Origin of the sequence: Streptomyces sp. NPDC086766 (assembly GCF_044746005.1) — a bacterium.
GTDB lineage: Bacteria > Actinomycetota > Actinomycetes > Streptomycetales > Streptomycetaceae > Streptomyces.
The window spans coordinates 219,335-236,751 of the sequence record NZ_JBIVBI010000004.1 but is presented as its reverse complement, the minus strand read 5'-3'; the positions used below and the strand labels follow the sequence as shown (position 1 = coordinate 236,751).

16 protein-coding genes and 1 pseudogene are annotated in these 17,417 nt (G+C 73.8%); 10 read left to right on the top strand and 7 right to left on the bottom strand.

Annotation, left to right across the window (positions count from 1 at the left end; translation table 11 throughout):
- Position 1: 1 nt before the first annotated feature.
- The gene (gene trxA, locus ACIPM1_RS09565) at positions 2-388 is read right to left on the bottom strand and encodes a thioredoxin (RefSeq protein WP_402431265.1); all 387 of its coding nucleotides are present in this window, start codon (positions 386-388) and stop codon (positions 2-4) included.
- Between the two features lie 119 nt (positions 389-507).
- Between trxA and ACIPM1_RS09560 the strand changes: the two genes are divergently transcribed.
- Positions 508-1,938: a dihydrolipoyl dehydrogenase family protein gene (locus tag ACIPM1_RS09560; protein ID WP_402431262.1), complete on the top strand. Its 1,431-nt coding sequence runs from the start codon at positions 508-510 to the stop codon at positions 1,936-1,938.
- Positions 1,939-2,015: 77 nt separating this feature from the next.
- Here the strand turns inward: ACIPM1_RS09560 and ACIPM1_RS09555 are convergent, their stop codons facing one another.
- Both ACIPM1_RS09555 and ACIPM1_RS09550 read right to left on the bottom strand, forming a co-directional pair.
- Entirely contained in the window at positions 2,016-2,669 is a 654-nt protein-coding gene (locus ACIPM1_RS09555) for a peptide deformylase (protein WP_402431259.1), read from the bottom strand.
- A gap of 93 nt (positions 2,670-2,762) precedes the next feature.
- The gene (locus tag ACIPM1_RS09550; RefSeq protein WP_402431257.1) at positions 2,763-3,110 is read right to left on the bottom strand and encodes a tetratricopeptide repeat protein; all 348 of its coding nucleotides are present in this window, start codon (positions 3,108-3,110) and stop codon (positions 2,763-2,765) included.
- Between the two features lie 124 nt (positions 3,111-3,234).
- Between ACIPM1_RS09550 and ACIPM1_RS09545 the strand changes: the two genes are divergently transcribed.
- Positions 3,235-4,200 (top strand): pirin family protein, encoded by a 966-nt coding sequence (locus tag ACIPM1_RS09545; RefSeq protein WP_402431254.1) that lies wholly within the window; start codon positions 3,235-3,237, stop codon positions 4,198-4,200.
- A 196-nt stretch (positions 4,201-4,396) separates the two neighbouring features.
- On the opposite strand, the gene ACIPM1_RS09540 is transcribed toward ACIPM1_RS09545, so the two are convergent.
- Entirely contained in the window at positions 4,397-4,738 is a 342-nt protein-coding gene (locus tag ACIPM1_RS09540; protein ID WP_402431251.1) for an STAS domain-containing protein, read from the bottom strand.
- 219 nt (positions 4,739-4,957) lie between these two features.
- Between ACIPM1_RS09540 and ACIPM1_RS09535 the strand changes: the two genes are divergently transcribed.
- Together ACIPM1_RS09535 and ACIPM1_RS09530 are read left to right on the top strand one after the other, a co-directional pair.
- Complete coding sequence (locus tag ACIPM1_RS09535) at positions 4,958-5,905, top strand: MIP/aquaporin family protein (protein ID WP_402431247.1); 948 nt, start codon at positions 4,958-4,960, stop codon at positions 5,903-5,905.
- Positions 5,906-5,914: 9 nt separating this feature from the next.
- Positions 5,915-6,274, top strand: a complete 360-nt coding sequence (locus ACIPM1_RS09530) for a hypothetical protein (protein ID WP_402431244.1) — start codon at positions 5,915-5,917, stop codon at positions 6,272-6,274.
- 290 nt (positions 6,275-6,564) lie between these two features.
- On the opposite strand, the gene ACIPM1_RS09525 is transcribed toward ACIPM1_RS09530, so the two are convergent.
- A complete protein-coding gene (locus tag ACIPM1_RS09525) occupies positions 6,565-8,841 on the bottom strand; it encodes a heavy metal translocating P-type ATPase (protein WP_402431241.1) in 2,277 nt (758 codons plus the stop codon).
- Positions 8,842-8,950: 109 nt separating this feature from the next.
- Complete coding sequence (locus ACIPM1_RS09520) at positions 8,951-9,238, bottom strand: heavy-metal-associated domain-containing protein (protein ID WP_402431238.1); 288 nt, start codon at positions 9,236-9,238, stop codon at positions 8,951-8,953.
- Positions 9,239-9,457: 219 nt separating this feature from the next.
- Here ACIPM1_RS09520 and ACIPM1_RS09515 point away from each other — a divergent pair, with 219 nt between their 5' ends.
- Positions 9,458-9,985 carry a hypothetical protein gene (locus ACIPM1_RS09515; RefSeq protein WP_402431235.1) on the top strand — a complete coding sequence of 176 codons (528 nt, stop codon included), beginning with the start codon at positions 9,458-9,460 and terminating at the stop codon, positions 9,983-9,985.
- A 96-nt stretch (positions 9,986-10,081) separates the two neighbouring features.
- A pseudogene (locus tag ACIPM1_RS09510) lies at positions 10,082-11,694 on the top strand (multicopper oxidase family protein).
- Positions 11,695-11,771: 77 nt separating this feature from the next.
- Here the strand turns inward: ACIPM1_RS09510 and ACIPM1_RS09505 are convergent.
- Positions 11,772-12,215: a BlaI/MecI/CopY family transcriptional regulator gene (locus tag ACIPM1_RS09505; RefSeq protein ID WP_402431232.1), complete on the bottom strand. Its 444-nt coding sequence runs from the start codon at positions 12,213-12,215 to the stop codon at positions 11,772-11,774.
- A 232-nt stretch (positions 12,216-12,447) separates the two neighbouring features.
- Between ACIPM1_RS09505 and ACIPM1_RS09500 the strand changes: the two genes are divergently transcribed.
- The 4 genes from ACIPM1_RS09500 (at position 12,448) to ACIPM1_RS09485 (ending at position 17,361) form a co-directional block, all read left to right on the top strand.
- Entirely contained in the window at positions 12,448-13,047 is a 600-nt protein-coding gene (locus tag ACIPM1_RS09500) for a molybdopterin-dependent oxidoreductase (protein ID WP_356181876.1), read from the top strand.
- Positions 13,017-13,760, top strand: a complete 744-nt coding sequence (locus tag ACIPM1_RS09495) for an FAD-binding oxidoreductase (RefSeq protein WP_402431228.1) — start codon at positions 13,017-13,019, stop codon at positions 13,758-13,760. Before ACIPM1_RS09500 ends, ACIPM1_RS09495 begins: the two co-directional genes overlap by 31 nt.
- A 31-nt stretch (positions 13,761-13,791) precedes the next feature.
- Positions 13,792-14,082, top strand: a complete 291-nt coding sequence (locus ACIPM1_RS09490; protein WP_356181882.1) for a DUF6510 family protein — start codon at positions 13,792-13,794, stop codon at positions 14,080-14,082.
- 192 nt (positions 14,083-14,274) lie between these two features.
- A complete protein-coding gene (locus ACIPM1_RS09485) occupies positions 14,275-17,361 on the top strand; it encodes an FAD-binding and (Fe-S)-binding domain-containing protein (protein ID WP_402431225.1) in 3,087 nt (1,028 codons plus the stop codon).
- Positions 17,362-17,417: the final 56 nt, after the last annotated feature.

Here is a 17,417-nt window from a genome sequence, read left to right as displayed (position 1 = left end):
GTCAACGGCCGTCCTGCTCCGCCTGCGCCTGCTGCTCGGCGACCGCCTTGCGGACCTCGTTCATGTCGAGGTTCCGGGCCTGGCCGATCACGTCCGTCAGGGCGGCCTCCGGCAGCGCCCCGGGCTGCGCGAACACGGCGACCTGGTCGCGGACGATCATCAGCGTGGGGATGGACTGGATCCCGAAGGCCGCCGCCAGCTCCGGCTGCGCCTCGGTGTCGACCTTGCCGAACACCAGGTCCGGGTTCTCCTCGGCCGCCTTCTCGTAGACCGGGGCGAACTGACGGCACGGCCCGCACCACGACGCCCAGAAGTCGATGAGAACGAACTCGTTCTCCGTGACCGTCTGGTCGAAGTTCTCCTTGGTGAGCTCCACGGTGCTGCTCATGACCTGTTCTCTCTTCCTGGTGTGGGGTGGAAGCCGTCGGCACAACACGGCCGACCCTACGGGTATTCCGCGCCCCTACCCGTGTGGCCCGCACGCACACCACCCACCAGACTGACCCCATGACGGAAACGGAATCCATCGCGTACGACGTCGTGGTGCTCGGTGCCGGGCCCGTGGGGGAGAACGTGGCCGACCGCACCCGCGCGGCCGGCCTGTCCACCGCGGTCGTGGAGAGCGAGCTGGTCGGCGGCGAGTGCTCGTACTGGGCCTGCATGCCCAGCAAGGCCCTGCTGCGCCCGGTCATCGCGCGCGCCGACGCCCGCCGCCTGCCGGGCCTGCGCCAGGCGGTGCAGGGGCCCCTCGACACGGCCGCGGTCCTCGCCCGCCGGGACGAGTACACCTCCCACTGGCACGACGACGGCCAGGTCGGTTGGCTGGACGGCATCGGCGCCGACCTCCACCGGGGGCACGGGCGCCTCGACGGCCCCCGCACCGTCACGGTCACCGGCCCCGACGGCGCCCGCACGGTGCTGACCGCCCGGCACGCCGTCGCCGTGTGCACCGGCAGCCGCGCCCGGCTGCCCGGCCTTCCGGGCCTCGACGGCGTCGAGCCCTGGACCAGCCGCGAGGCCACCAGCGCCAAGGCGGCACCGGGCCGGCTCATCGTCGTCGGCGGCGGCGTGGTCGCCACCGAGATGGCCACCGTCTGGCAGGCCCTCGGTTCGCGGGTCACCCTCCTGGTGCGCGGCAAGGGGCTGCTGTCCCGCATGGAGCCCTTCGCCGGCGAACTGGTGGCCGAGGCGCTCACCGCGGCCGGCGCCGAGGTGCGCACCGGCACCTCGGTGGAGTCGGTGACCCGGGAGAACGGCACCGTGGTGGCCGTCACCGGCGCCGGCGACCGCGTCGAGGCCGACGAGATCCTCTTCGCCACCGGGCGCGCCCCGCGCACCGACGACATCGGCCTGGACACCGTCGGCCTCGAACCGGGCTCCTGGCTGTCCGTCGACGACACCCTCCGAGTCGACGGCAGCGACTGGCTGTACGCCGTCGGAGACGTCAACCACCGCGCCCTCCTCACCCACCAGGGCAAGTACCAGGCCCGGATCGCGGGCGCCGCCATCGCCGCCCGCGCCGCGGGCGTGCCCGTACTGGAGACGGACCCGTGGGGCGCCCACGCCGCAACCGCCGACCACCGGGCCGTCCCGCAGGTCGTCTTCACCGACCCGGAGGCGGCGGCCGTGGGCCTCTCGCTGGCCGAGGCGGAACGGGCCGGGCACCGCGTCCGCGCCGTCGACGTGGACCTCTCGTCGGTCGCCGGGGCGGGCCTGTACGGCGAGGGCTACCGCGGCCGGGCCCGCATGGTCGTCGACCTCGACACGGAGATCCTGCGCGGCGTCACCCTCGTCGGCCCCGGCGTCGGCGAACTGATCCACTCGGCGTCTGTCGCCGTCGCCGGGGAGGTCCCCGTCGACCGTCTGTGGCACGCCGTCCCGTCGTACCCGACCATCAGCGAGGTGTGGCTGCGGCTGCTGGAGGCGTACCGGGGCTGAGGCGTACCGGGGCTGAGGCGTACCGGGGCTGAGGCGTACGGGGACCGCGCTGTCCGGGGGGCGAGCCGCCCCGGGGCCTACGGGTTCCGCGGCAGCTCGAAGCCGAGGGCCCGCGCGGCCTCCTCGGGCGTGGGCTGGGCCCAGTGCCGCGCCATCGCCTCGTTCGAGGAGAGGGAGCGCGGTTCGGCCCGGTCGAGGTAGAGGACGCCGTCGAGATGGTCCGTCTCGTGCTGCACGATGCGCGCGGGCCATCCGGCGAACACCTCGTCCACCGCCCGCCCGTGCTCGTCCCGCGCCCGCAGCCGCACCTCCGCGTGCCGGGCCACCACCGCCTGCCAGCCCGGCACGCTCAGACATCCCTCGAAGAACGCGGCCCGGGCCGTGCCGACCGGCTCGTACGACGGATCGACCAGCACGCGGAACGGCTGCGGCACCCGTCCCCGCGCCCGCCGCACCTCCTCCGGCACCGGCGCGGGGTCCTCGACGACCGCGATCCGCAGCTCCACACCGACCTGCGGCGCGGCCAGGCCCACCCCCGGCGCCGCGTGCATGGTGAGGCGCAGCGCCTCCACGAACCGGGCCAGCAGCGCGGGGTCCAACTGGCCGTCGAACGGCACGGTGCCGCGCCGCAGCACCGGATCACCGGCCGCCACGATGGGCAACGGGCCGCCGACGGCGAGGAGTTCCTCGACCCGCTCGGCAAGGGGCGCACGACCGTGGGGAGATGCCATCGCGCCAGCATGACACGGCGGCCCGCCGGGGGAGTGCGAACGGGCCACCGCGGCGAAGCGGCGTGGTCCGGCACGCCGACGCCGGACGCGGACTCACCCCTCGCCGAAGTCGCCCGCGAGCGCCGCGGCGACGCGCAGGTGTGTCCGGGCCTCGTCGTGCCGTCCCTGGCGCTGGAGGGTGCGGCCCAGCATCAGCCGGGCGTAGTGCTCCACCGGGTCCCGCTCGACGATGAGACGCAACTCGTGCTCGGCGCGGTGCAGTTGGGCCGAGTGGTAGTAGGCCCGGGCCAGCAGCAGCCGTGGCCCGGTCTGCTCCGGCACCTCCTCGACCAGCCCGCCCAGCACACGCGCCGCCGCCGCGTAGTCCCGTGCCGCGTAGAACAACTGCGCGCGCTCCCAGCGCTCCGCGGGCGTTCCGCGGCCGTAGTACGTCGTGTCCACTCGTGACCTCCTTCGGACGCGGCAACGGAGGCAGGTGGTTGAATATTCCACTATCGGAGGCGCCTCGCGCGTGGGCGGGGCGGCACGCTGACGGAACGGCTCGGGCGGGGCTAGGTTGGGCGGCATGAGCAATCTTGATCGCGAGGCGGTGCCCGCCGTGTGCGGCGGCCGTGGTTTCGTGGTGGCGGAGCCGGTGCGCGAGCTCCTCAGCCCACGGCGCGTCAGGCTCGGCGAGTCCACCGAGGTCCGGCGGCTGCTGCCGAACCTGGGCCGCCGGATGGTGGGCGCCTGGTGCTTCGTCGATCACTACGGCCCCGACGACATCGCCGACGAACCCGGCATGCAGGTGCCCCCGCACCCGCACATGGGCCTGCAGACGGTGAGCTGGCTGCACGAGGGCGAGGTGCTGCACCGGGACTCCACCGGCAGCAAGCAGCTGATCCGCCCCGGCGAACTGGGCCTGATGACCTCCGGCCGGGCGATCAGCCACTCCGAGGAGAGCCCGAGGTCGCACGCGCGCTTCCTGCACGGCGCCCAGCTCTGGGTCGCCCTGCCCGACAGCCACCGCGGCACCGACCCGCACTTCGAGCACCACGCCGCGCTGCCGACCGTCACGGCGCCGGGCCTGAAGGCCACGCTGATCCTCGGCACGCTCGACGGCGCGACCTCGCCCGGCACCACGTACACCCCGATCGTCGGCGCCGACCTGGCCCTGGCGCGCGGCACGGACGTACGCCTGCCGCTGGAGCCCGACTTCGAGTACGCCGTCCTGGTCATGTCGGGCGAGGCCCACGTCGACGGTGTGCCGGTTCTTCCCGGCTCCATGCTCTACCTCGGCTGCGGCCGCACGGAACTTCCCCTGCGCGCCGAGTCCGACGCGGGGCTCATGCTCCTGGGCGGTGAGCCGTTCGAGGAGGAGCTGATCATGTTCTGGAACTTCATCGGCCGCACCCAGCAGGAGATCGAGCAGGCCCGCGCGGACTGGACGACGGGCACCCGCTTCGGCGAGGTGAAGGGCTACGACGGCGCCCCGCTGCCGGCCCCGGCGCTGCCGCCCGTGCCGCTGAAACCGCGCGGAAGGGTGCGCTGACCGGGGGCGGGCGCGGATTCGCGGGGACGCCGACTGACGGGGGCGCCGACTCACGGAGGCGTGCCGCCGACTCGAGCGGGCGCGCCGACTCGCGCGGGCGCTCCGGCCGGGGCGACTTGGTGGCGCGTCGACCGGGGGCCGACCCGGTGGTGCCGGTGCCGACCGGGTGGTGCGCCGACCCGGCGCGGAGCGGCCGTCACTCCTCGATCAGCGCGACCGTGTCGAGACCGGCGTGGCGCAGGGTCCGCTGGGCGGTGCGCCGCGCGCCCCGGACGGTGAGCCGCGCGATCGCGGGCCGTTGCGTGGCCGCGCGCAGCAGGGCGTAGGCGCACGCCAGATCGAGTCTGGTGACGCCGCTCAGGTCCACCACCCATTCGTCCGCCCGGCGCAACAGCGGATCGTCGAGTCGCTCCTCGAGCTCGCGCACGGTGCCGAGGTCGAGGTCCCCGGCCAGGGCCAGCTCGGCACGCCGGCCACCGGCCGTCGCGGCGGCCACGGCGGACAGGTGCGGGGCGGGAGGGTGTGATGCGGATGCCATGGCGACCTCCTCCGCCACCCGTTCGGCTGAAGCGGTACCCCCATTGTCGCGCCGCCGCCGACCCGTGGCCGAAGGGGGTGTACGCCGGGCGGGGGAGTGCCGGAGAGCCCGCGTCGCGGGAGGCAAATGTTGCTGCCCCCAAGCCGTCCGCGCAGGCTGGGAGGGCATGACAGCGCTGGGTCACCAATCCGTCACGCTTCCCTACGTCTAGGGGGCCGCATGGCCGTCGAAATCAGGCCTCTCATCAAGCCCTCCCGGCTCAAGAGCCGTGGAGGTCTCTGGGGCGAGTGTCTGGCAGAGTTCCTGGGAACCCTCGTCCTCGTCGCGTTCGGCTGCGGCGTGGTCGCCATGGCGGTCGCGGCACTGCCCGGGTCGGGACGCACCGAGGGCCCCACCACCTTCTTCATCAGCGTCGGCGACTGGCTGCTGATCACCTGGGGATGGGCGATGGCCGTGGTCTTCGGCGTGTACGTGGCCGGAGGCGTCAGCGGGGCCCACATCAACCCGGCGGTGACGCTGGCGTTCGCGGTCCGGCGCCGCTTCCCCTGGATCAAGGTGGTCCCGTACTGGATCTCCCAGCTCGCCGGCGCCTTCACCGGCGCGGCTCTGGTCTACGGCGTCTACCACAACGCGATCGGCGCCTTCGACCAGGCGATGCCGGGGCCGAAGACGAACGGGCACACCCTCGCGTCCTTCTCGATCTTCGGAACGTTCCCCGCGCCGTACTTCCACGGGGGCAACTGGGGTCCGCTGATCGACCAGGTCGTCGGTACCGCGTTCCTGGTCATGCTCGTCGCGGCGATCATCGACCTGCGCAACACCGGAGTGAAGGCCAACCTCGGGCCGCTGCTGGTCGGGTTCGCCGTCGCCGCCATCGGCATGTCCTACGGGGCGAACGCCGGGTACGCCATCAACCCGGCCCGTGACTTCGGCCCGCGGCTGTTCACCTGGGTCGCCGGATGGCAGGACCTCGCGCTCCCCGGCACCCTGTCCGGGGCGTTCAGCAACTACTTCTGGATCCCGATCGTCGGCCCGCTCGTCGGCGGCGTGATCGGCGTGCTGGTCTACGACCTGTTCATCGGCGACATCCTGCATCTCCGCGCCCAGCAGGGCGAGGCCCCCGAGGTCGGGCGGGCCCGGCCCGTGACCGCGGCGGACGAAGAGTAACCGCGGCCGGTGAACCGGCGGCGGGTGAGGGAGCGCCGGCCACCGGCCACCGTCACCGCGGACCACCACACCACCGGCCTGCCCCTCGCCCGGCTGGCCCGGGAGCAGACCTTCCTCCTCCTGGAGATGATCGCGGACGACCGGGCACTGCGCTTCCACTCCCGGGACGTGCTGGCCACCGCGATGTGCGAGGTGGCGGCCGGACGGACGCCCCGGGCCGCTCTGGGAGCGGGCGGATCGGGGGTCCTCGTCCGCCTGCGCCGCGTCCTCGACCCGCAACCGCGCCCGACCCGCACGGCATGGCTGTGCATCGTGGCGGCGACGCTCGCGGCGCCCTCGCTGCCGCTGCTCGCGGTGTGCGGGCCCTGAACCCTGACCTGTCGAGCCCTTTCCCCTGAACCCTGAATACCTCCACGGCCCATCGCTGCCGGCGGCCGGCCCCGCGGGTCACCCGGCCCCGGCGGCAGGCGTCTGCCGCCTCGGCTCCCGCGCGCCCCGGCGGCAGGCGCCCGCTGCCTCGGCTCCCGCGGGCGCACGGCTTCCGCGGCCTCGGCGCCCGCCGACGCGGAGGCGCCCGCACGCCGAGGCGCCCGGCCGGAGGGCCGGGCGCCTCTTCCGCGTGGCGGAATGTTCAGGCCGCCGGGCGGAGCCCCAAGCGGCTACTTGAAAGACCGCAGCCGCAGGCTGTTGGTGACGACGAAGACCGAGGAGAAGGCCATCGCCGCCCCCGCGATCATCGGGTTGAGCATGCCGAAGGCGGCCAGCGGCAGGGCGGCCACGTTGTAGCCGAAGGCCCAGAAGAGGTTGCCCTTGATGGTGGCCAGCGTCCTGCGGGACAGCCGGATCGCGTCCGCCGCCACCAGCAGGTCGCCCCGTACCAGCGTCAGGTCCCCGGCCTCGATCGCCGCGTCCGTGCCGGTGCCCATCGCCAGACCCAGGTCGGCGGTGGCGAGGGCGGCCGCGTCGTTGACGCCGTCGCCGACCATCGCGACCGTACGGCCCTGCGCCTGAAGCCGCTTGACCACGTCCACCTTGTCCTGGGGCAGGACCTCGGCGATCACCTCGTCGATGCCGACCGAGCGGGCGACCGACTCGGCGACCACCTGGTTGTCCCCGGTGAGAAGCACGGGCCGCAGGCCCAGCCGCCGGAGTTCCGCCACGGCCCGCGCGCTCGTCTCCTTGACCGCGTCGGCGACCGCGAGCACACCGCGGGCCTCGCCGTCCCAGGCCACGGCGACCGCCGTCCGGCCCTCGGCCTCCGCGGCGGCCTTGGCCGCGGCGAGGTCCCGGGGCAGCCGGATGGCCCACTCCTCCAGGAGCTTCTCCCGTCCGACGAGTACGGCGTGGCCGTCGACGACGCCCTGCACGCCGAGCCCGGCGACGTTCTCGAAGCTCTCCGGGACCGGCAGGGCGCCGGCCCGCTCGCCGGCCCCCGCCGCGATCGCCTGGGCGATCGGATGCTCCGAGGCGTGTTCCAGCGCCCCCGCGAGCCGCAGCAGTTCCCGCTCCTCGACGCCCTCGGCGGCGACCACGTCCTGCAGGGCCATCCGGCCGGTGGTCACGGTGCCGGTCTTGTCCAGCACCACGGTGTCGACCCTGCGGGTGGACTCCAGCACCTCCGGGCCCTTGATGAGGATGCCGAGCTGGGCACCGCGGCCCGTGCCGACCATCAGGGCGGTCGGCGTGGCCAGCCCCAGCGCGCACGGGCAGGCGATGATGAGGACGGCCACGGCCGCGGTGAAGGCGGCGGTCGCGTCGCCGGTGACGAACAGCCAGGTCAGCAGCGTGGCCAGGGCGATGAGGATGACCACCGGCACGAAGACCGCGGAGATGCGGTCGGCAAGGCGCTGCACCTCGGCCTTGCCGTTCTGCGCGTCCTCCACCAGCCTGGCCATCCGCGCGAGCTGGGTGTCCGCGCCGACCCGCGTCGCCTCCACGACCAGGCGCCCCCCGGCGTTCACGGTCGCGCCGGTCACCGCGTCGCCCACGGTCACGTCCACCGGCACGGACTCGCCGGTCAGCATGGAGGCGTCCACCGCCGAGGTGCCCTCGACGACGGTCCCGTCCGTCGCGACCTTCTCGCCGGGCCTGACGACGAAGCGGTCGCCGACCGCCAGGTCGGCCACGGGAACGCGTACTTCCGCACCGCCCCGCAGTACCGAGACGTCCTTGGCGCCCAGTTCGAGCAGGGCGCGCAGGGCGGCGCCCGCCTTGCGCTTGGACCGCGCCTCCAGATAACGCCCGGCCAGGATGAAGGCGGTCACCCCGGCGGCGGCCTCCAGATAGATGGAGGTGGAGCCGTCGGTGCGGGAGACGGTGAACTCGAAGCCGTGCCGCATCCCCGGCATACCGGCGTGGCCGAAGAACAGCGCCCACAGGGACCAGCCGAACGCGGCGAGGGTGCCGATGGACACCAGCGTGTCCATGGTGGCGGCGCCGTGCCGGGCGTTGGTGAACGCGGCCCGGTGGAACGGCAGGGCGCCCCAGACGACGACCGGCGCGGCCAGCGTCAGGGACAGCCACTGCCAGTTGTCGAACTGCAGCGCCGGCACCATCGCCAGGAGGACGACGGGGACGGAGAGCGTCAGGGACACCAGCAGCCGCTGCCGCAGGGAGAGCAGCTCGCCGTCCGCCGCCGGGGCCTCCCCGCCCAAGTCCTCGGTCTTGGGGGCCGGGGGCGGCGGCTGCTCCGCGGTGTAGCCGGTCTTCACCACCGTGGCGATGAGGTCGGCGACCTCGACGCCCGCCGGGTACGAGACCTTCGCCTTCTCGGTGGCGAAGTTGACCGTCGCCGTGACCCCGTCCATGCGGTTGAGCTTCTTCTCGACGCGCGCCGCGCACGAGGCGCACGTCATTCCGCCGATGGAGAGCTCGACCTCGGACGAGGCCGCGGGTGTCGTGCCGGCAGACGTCTTCTCGGTTGCCGTGCTGGTCATACGTATCTCCTGAGGGAGGCCGGGACGCACAGCGTCCGTATCAGCGGAGCGATACGTCCCGGCGCGGGGGAGCGACTGCGCGGGCCGCCGGGGCAGGGCCCGGCGGGGGTCAGGCGCGGCCGACGAGCTCGTAGCCGGCCTCGTCGACGGCTGCGCGTACGGCGGCCTCGTCGAGCGGCGCGGCGGAGGTGACGGTGACCTCGCCGGTCGCGGCGACGGCCTTGACCGCGGTGACGCCGTCCAGGGCGGATATCTCCTCGGAGACGGCGCCCTCGCAGTGGCCGCAGGTCATGCCGGAGACCTTGTAGACGGTGGTGACGCCGCGGTCCTCGGCCGCGGCACCCGGGCCGCAGGAACCGCCGCAGCAGGAGCTGGAGTTCGTCTGTTCGGTCGTCATGGTTGCTTCCTCGGGGTCGGACGTGCGGAGTCGATCGTAGGACGGGGTGTTGCCCAGCCCGTCCTCACGATGTCAACACTATACCCCCCTGGGGTATTCCGTCACGCGTGTCGGCGGACCGTCCTGGCGGGGAGGGGTGCACCCCGGTCAAGTGGCGGCAATACCCCGTACGGGTATAGTGGCCTCAAGTCTTTCGCGACGAGCGGGACGTGGAACGAGATGACGAAGACCGCAGGTCGGTGGGGTGATGCGCCGGTGGGCGCCGTCCGCTGGGCCCGGGCCGTCGTCGTCGCGCTGCTGGCCGCCGTCGCCGTGCTCGTCCACCACGATGCCGCCGGGCCCATGGCCGTTCCGGGACCGTCCGCGGCCATGGGTGCGATGCACGGCATGGGTGCCATGCACGGCATGGGTGCCATGCACGGCATGGGCGCGACGCATCGCTCGGGTGCGACGCACCGCATGAGTCTGGTGTCCCCGGCCGCCGTGCCGACCACCACGGCGGTCACCGCGATGGGCGGGGCCGGTGCCGACCTCCCGGCGGGCAGTGGTGACAGCACCTGTGCGAGCGCGGTCACGGGGCACTGCTCGGCCGCGAGCCTCGACACGGTGCAGCTCGTGCCGCCGCCCCCAGACCCCCGCGCCGGCCCGGCGGACGCCGTCCGCGGCGTCCGCGCGGCGCACTCTCCGCACGGGGTGGCGCACCGCGCTCCGCCCGACCTCTCCCTCCTCTCCCGGCTGCTCATCTAGGCCGCGCCCCGGGCGTCACCCTCGCGCAACCGTCCGGGAGCGAGGTGTGCCCGCCCACGGCCCGACCGACGGAGCACATCGAGAAGAGGACCCATCATGAACAGCATCAACCGCCGATCCCTGCTGCTGGCGGGACTCGGCGCCGCGGGCGCGGGCGCCCTCGCGGCCTGCAGCGGCGCCTCCGGCACCTCCGGCACGTCCGGTATCTCAGGGGACCACGCCGGGCTGGTCGGCCCCGCCGACGAGGTGGTCGCCGCCACGGAGAGGAAGCGCGGGGGCACCGGCCGGGTGCGGAAGGTCACGCTGACCGCCGCGCCCGCCACGCTCGACCTCGGGGGCGGTGTCAAGGCCAGGAGCTGGGCCTTCAGCGGCCGGACCCCGGGCAAGGAGCTGCGGCTGTCCGCGGGCGACACGCTCGCCGCCGAGCTCTCCAACCAGCTCCCGGGCAGGGCCACGACCTCCGTCCACTGGCACGGCATCGCCCTGCGCGCGGACATGGACGGCGTGCCCCCGGCGACGCAGGCCGCCGTCCGGGCGGCAACTTCACCTACCGCTTCATCGCGGACACGCCCGGCACCTACTTCTTCCACCCCCACGTCGGCGTCCAGCTCGACCGCGGCCTCTACGCCCCGCTGATCGTCGAGGACCCGCACGAGCCGCTGAAGTACGACGACGAGTGGGTGGTCGTCCTCGACGACTGGGTCGACGGCGTGACGGGCACCCCCGACGAGGTCTTCGCGGAACTCCGGCGGGGCATGGGCGGCATGGGTGGCACGGACGGCGGCATGCGCGGCGGCACGGACGGCATGGGTGACATGCACGGCGGCATGGACGGCATGGACGGCATGGGTGACACGGACGGCATGTCCATGAAGTTCATGCTCATGGGCGCCCGGAGTCCGCTGCTCGGGGGCGACGCCGGTGACGTCGAGTACCCGTACCACCTGGTCAACGGCCGCGTCCCGGCCGACCCCGAGGTCTACCGGGCCAAGCCCGGCTCCCGGGTCAGGATCCGGATCGTCAACGCCGCGAGCGACACGGCGTACCGGGTGGCGCTCGGCGGCCACAGGATGACCGTCACCCACACCGACGGTTTCCCGGTCCGGCCCGGTGAGACCGACGCGCTGCTGATCGGCATGGGGGAGCGCTACGACGTCACGGTGACCCTCGGCGACGGCGTGTTCCCGCTGGTCGCGCTCGCCGAGGGCAAGAACGCCAGTGGCAGGGCCCTGGTCCGCACCGGCGCCGGCGGTGCGCCCGGGCCCGCCGTCCGCCCGTCCCAGCTAAGCGGCATGGTCATGACGGCGGACCGGCTGAAGCCGGCCGACGACGTCCGTCTCCCGGCGAAGCGGACCGACCGGGTGCACCGCATCGAACTGACCGGGGGAATGGCCCGGTACGACTGGGGCATCAACGGCAGGCGGTTCGACATGAACGACCCGACCGCGCACCCGGTCCTCGTCGAGAAGGGCCAGCGGGTCCGGCTGGACTTCGTCAACCGGACCACCATGTGGCACCCGATGCACCTGCACGGGCACACCTACCAGCTCGGCACCGGCGGCCCGCGCAAGGACACCACGATCGTGCTGCCGAACAGGACGGTGTCCGTCCATCTGGACGCCGACAATCCCGGCCGGTGGATGCTGCACTGCCACAACGCGTACCACGGGGAGTCCGGGATGATGGCGCTGATGGCGTACCGGGCCTGACGGGGACGGGACCCGGGGGAGGGGGAAGCGCGGCACACCGCCCGCTCCCCCCGAACCGGACGACCGGGCAGGCGCGTTCACGCCCCGGAGCCGGAGCCGGAGCCGGAGCCGGAGCCGGAGCCGGAGCCGGAGCCGGAGCCGGAGCCGGAGCCGGAGTCGGGATCCCTCCCCACGGCGCGCAGGGCCTTGCGCAGCGCGCTGCGCTCGGCGGGGGTCATGTGGCTGACGAAGTGGGCGAGCGCCACGGGCCGGTCCTCGCTGGCGTCGAGGGCGTCCTCCATGAGGGCGGCGGAGTACTCCTCCCGGGTGCGGACCGGTTCGTACAGCCAGGCGCGCCCGTCCTTCTCCTCGCGCACCAGCCAGCCTTTGGAATGGAGGATGTTGGCGACGGTCATCACCGTGGTGTAGGCGACGGGCCGGGTCCGGTTGATGTCGTCGACGACCTCCCGCACGGTCGCCGGGCGCTTCCACCTCCACAGGCGGTCCATGATCTCCGCCTCCAGTTCCCCCAGCTGTCGCATGGCCCCGCTGCTCTCCCTTTGCCGTGGTGGTCGACCTCATCGTAGAGCGCGCCCCCGGAGCACAACGGAGCCTTGGGACAGGTGGCCACCGCGCACCCCCACCGGCGCCGCGCCTTCGCCCCGCCCCGGCCCCCAGGACGCCGAGTGGTCAGGCCGCCGCCGTCCGCCGAGACTGAGAGATGGGTCCGCGTACCGGCAGGGCAGCCCGCACACGCGCTCAGGAGGTGGCGCCGTGACGTCCTTCTCACCCGGATTCCGCGGGCGCGCCCGTTCACTGGCGGACCGCCTGCCGCCCGGCCAGTACCCGACCGAGTCCTTCCCCGTGCTGTCGGCCGGGCCGACACCGCGCGTGGCGACCGACACCTGGACCTTCACGGTGACCACCGAGCGCGGCGAGACCCACGCCTGGAACTGGGACCGGATGATGGGCCTGCCGCAGCAGGACACCGTCCAGGACATCCACTGCGTGACCCGCTGGTCGAAGTTCGACACGCGGTGGCGCGGGGTCCCGCTCGACGTCTTCCTGGAGGGCGTCGAGACGGCCGCGCACCACGCCGTCGTCGACAGCTACGGCGGCTACACCACCAACCTCGCGCTGGAGGACCTCCTCGACGGCAGGGCGTGGATCGTGCACGGCTACGACGGCTACCCCCTGTCGCCCGAGCACGGCGGCCCCGCCCGGCTGCTCGTGCCGCACCTGTACCTGTGGAAGTCGGCGAAGTGGGTGCGCGGCCTGCGGCTCACCACGGAGGACGAACCCGGCTTCTGGGAGTCCGTCGGCTACCACGGCCACGGCGACCCGTGGCGCGAGCAGCGCACCTGGGGCGACTGACCGTGCGCATCACCTGGCGCGCCGCGCGGCTGGCCGAGCGCCACGTCCAGTCCCGCTCCGCCCGCTCCCTGGTCTTCGCCGTGCCCGGCTGGCCCGGCCACCTGCCCGGACAGCACGTCGACGTACGGCTCACCGCCGACGACGGCTACCAGGCCGTACGCAGTTACTCCCTGGCGGCGCCCGCCGACGGCGACCGCGTCGAGCTGGGCGTCCAGGCCGTCCCGGGCGGGGAGGTCTCGCCGTATCTGGCGCACCTGCTGCCGCTGGAGGCGGACGTCGAGATGCGGGGACCGCTCGGCAACTGGTTCGTGTGGCGCGGCGAGGACAGCGCGCCGGTGCTGCTGGTGGCCGGCGGCTCGGGAGTGGTCCCGCTCGCGGCGATGGTCCGCGCCCACCGGCGGTCCGGCTCGCGCAGCCCCTTCCACCTGCTGTACTCGGTGCGCGGCCCCGAGGAGGTCTGGTACCGGGACGACCTCTTCCACGAGGATCCGCTGGTCGACGTGCGCATCGTGTACACCCGCAGGTCACCGCGGGACATCTCCCGCGAACCGGGCCGGGTGAGCGCGGACGACCTGCACGAGCCGGTGGCCCGGCTGGAGCCGGGCAGCCCCGTCTACATCTGCGGGCCGACCGGATTCGTCGAGTCCGTCGCCGACCTGCTCGTCGCCCTCGGCCGCGACCCCGCCGCCATCCGCACCGAACGCTTCGGCTGACCCGTCCGCCCGTGCCAGGGGAGGTCCCCATATGTCGGACACCACCACCCATCTCGACGGCAACTGCCTGGCCGGTCCGCTCTCGGAGGTCCTCTCCGTGGAGACCACCACCGCCTGGTGGCGCTGCCCGGAGTGCGCGCGGTCGGGCCCCCTGGCCCAGCTTCACGTCTACGGGCCCGAGCCGGGCCTGACCGCCCGGTGCCCGGGATGCGCGCACATCGCCCTGCGTCTGGTCCGGGAGGGCGAGCACATCTGGCTGACCCTGGGCGGCGGCACGGGCGCCTTCCGGTTCCGCGCCGGGGAGGCGGCCCGCCCCCGGTGACCGGATTGATGCGATCGCCACCGCGGTCTCCCGGGGTGTCCTGTCCCCGGGGCATTCGGCCGTCCCGAGGAACGCGACCGCCGGCCGGTCGAAAAAAATCAACGTTGCACACTGCAAGATTGGGTACCCGGGCGGCGTAGGCGGCGGCTGCGCCGTCACGCGCCCCGTTCGTGCAGGAAGGCGGTCGACCCGATGTCCCGCAACCCTCCCCCCGAAGCACCCGACGTGTCCGCGGTGGACGTGACACGGCTCGAGCGGGCGCTGCGAGCGGCCGTGGACGCCGAGGTGCGGTTCGACGTGGGCAGCACGGGCGCCTACTCCACGGACGGCTCCAACTACCGCCAGGTCCCCCTCGGCGTGGTGGTCCCGCGGACCGTCGAGGCCGGGGCCCACGCCGTGGAGGTGTGCGCCCGCTTCGGCGCCCCGGTCCTGTCGCGCGGCGGCGGCACCAGTCTGGCGGGCCAGTCGGCCAACGCCGCCGTGGTGATCGACTGGAGCAAGTACTGCCACGGCCTGATCTCCGTCGACCCCGAGGCCCGCACCTGCGTGGTCGAACCGGGCATCGTCCTCGACGAGCTGAACCGGCGGCTGTCCGGCCACCGTCTGCAGTTCGGCCCCAAGCCGTCCACGCACAGCCACTGCGCCCTGGGCGGCATGATCGGCAACAACTCCTGCGGCGCCTCGGCCCAGGCCTACGGCAAGACCGTGGACAACGTGCGCCGGCTGGAGGTCCTCACCTACGACGGCCTGCGCATGTGGGTCGGGCCGACCTCGCCCGCGGAGCGGGCTCGGATCACCGCTGAGGGCGGGCGCCGCGCCGAGATCTACGACGGCCTGGAACGCCTGGTCGGGGAGTACCTGGGCGACATCCGGCGCGGCTACCCGAAGATCCCCCGGCGGGTCTCCGGCTACAACCTCGACTCGCTGCTGCCGGAGAACGGCTTCGACGTCGCCCGGGCCCTCGTCGGCAGCGAGGGCACCCTGGTGACCGTCCTGCGCGCCGAACTTGACCTGGTCCCCGTGCCGCCGTACCAGTCGCTGCTGGTCCTCGGGTACCCGGACATCTGCCGGGCGGGGGACGACGTGCCCCGGCTGCTCCAGCACTGCTCGCCCAGCCAACTGGAGGCGCTGGACGGGCGCATGGCGCAGCTGATGCGCGAGGAGGGCGCCCACCTGGAGTCGCTGGCCGCGCTGCCCGAGGGCGGCAGCTGGCTGCTGGTGCTGTACAGCGGTGACAGCCAGGAGGACGTCGACGAGCAGGCGCACGCGCTGCTGCGCGCCGTCGGCCGCGGCGAGAAGGACCCGGACGTGGCCTTCTCCGACGACCCCGAACGCGAGCAGAGGATGCTCAAGGCCCGCGAGGCCGGCCTCGGGGTGACCGCGCGGCCGCCGGACGACCGGGAGACCTGGGAGGGCTGGGAGGACTCGGCCGTACCGCCGGAGCGGCTCGGCGCCTATCTGCGCGACCTGAAGGGCCTGTTCGACGAGTTCGACTACGACCATCCGTCCCTGTACGGGCACTTCGGGCAGGGCTGTGTGCACACCCGCATCCCGTTCGGGCTGAAGACCGCCGAGGGCGTCGCCGACTTCCGCCGCTTCCTGGAGCGGGCCGCCGACCTCGTGGTCTCCTACGGCGGCTCGCTGTCCGGCGAGCACGGCGACGGGCAGTCGCGGGGCGAACTGCTGACCCGGATGTTCGGCGAACGGCTGGTGACCGCCTTCGGCGAGATGAAGAGGCTGTTCGACCCGGGCAACCGGATGAACCCGGGCAAGGTCGTCGACCCCAACCCGGTCGACGGGCAGCTCCGCCTCGGCCCCGCCTGGCGGCCCGCCACGCCCGCGACCCACTTCAGCTATCCGGAGGACGACCACTCCTTCACCCGCGCCGTGATGCGCTGCGTCGGCATCGGCAACTGCCGCAGCCACTCCGGCGGCGTGATGTGCCCCTCGTACCGGGCGACCCGGGAGGAGGAGCACTCCACCCGGGGCCGGGCCCGTCTGCTGTTCGAGATGCTCGCCGGGCACGCCGACTCCACGATCACCGACGGCTGGCGCTCCACCGAGGTGCGCGACGCCCTCGACCTGTGCCTGGCCTGCAAGGGCTGCAAGTCGGACTGCCCGGTCGGCGTCGACATGGCCACCTACAAGGCCGAGTTCCTCTCCCACCACTACGAGGGCCGGCTGCGTCCCGCCGCCCACTACTCCATGGGCTGGCTGCCGTTGTGGGCCCGGCTTTCCCGGTTCGCCCCGTCCCTGGTCAACGCGGTGCTCCAGGCGCCCGGTCTGGCCCGCGCCGGCAAGCGGCTGGCCGGGGTGGCCGAGGAGCGGCAGACACCGGTGTTCGCGCGGCAGTCCTTCGTCCGGTGGTGGCGCGAACGGGGCGCCGAGGAGCCGGACCCGGCCGACCCGCGGACCGTGCTGCTCTGGCCCGACACCTTCAGCACCTACTTCCACCCCTCCGTCGCGATCTCGGCCGTACGGGTCCTGGAGGACGCGGGCTTCAAGGTCGCCGTCCCCGCCGAACCCGTGTGCTGCGGCCTGACCTGGATCTCCACCGGCCAGCTGACCGTCGCCCGGAAGGTGCTGCGGCGCACGCTGGACGTGCTGCGGCCCTATCTGGAGGCGGGCACCGCGATCATCGGCCTCGAACCCTCCTGCACGGCGGTGTTCCGGTCCGACGCGCCCGAACTGATGCCGGGCGACCAGGACGTGCGGCGGCTGGCCGGGCAGCTCCGCACCTTCGCCGAGCAACTCGTGCACCACGCGCCCGACGGCTGGGAGCCGCCGCGGCTCACCCGGCAGGCGACCGTGCAGACCCACTGCCACCAGCACGCGATCATGAAGTTCGACGCCGACCGGGAACTCATGCGCCGCGCCGGCCTCGAAGCCGACGTCCTGGACGAGGGCTGCTGCGGCCTGGCCGGCAACTTCGGCTTCGAACGCGGACACCACGACGTCTCCATGGCCGTCGCGGAACAGGGCGTCCTGCCCGCCGTCCGCGCGGCGGCCCCCGGCAGCCTGGTGCTCGCCGACGGCTTCAGCTGCCGCACCCAGATCGAACAGGGCGGCACCGGCCGCCGGGCCCTGCACCTGGCCGAGGTGCTCTCCCTCGGCCTCCAGGGGAACCTGCCCAGCCGGGAGCCCGAACGCCTGGCCGAGCGGCCCGCCCCGCCGGCCGGGCCGGCCCGGTGGGCGGCCACCGCGGGTGCCGCCCTCCTCGCGGCGACCGCGGCGACCGCGGCCGGCCGGACGGCGCTCAGACACCTGCGCCGCCGGTGACCCCCGCCCTCCGCACGGCCCGCCCCCGGGCGCCGTGCGACACCACCCTCCGGAAA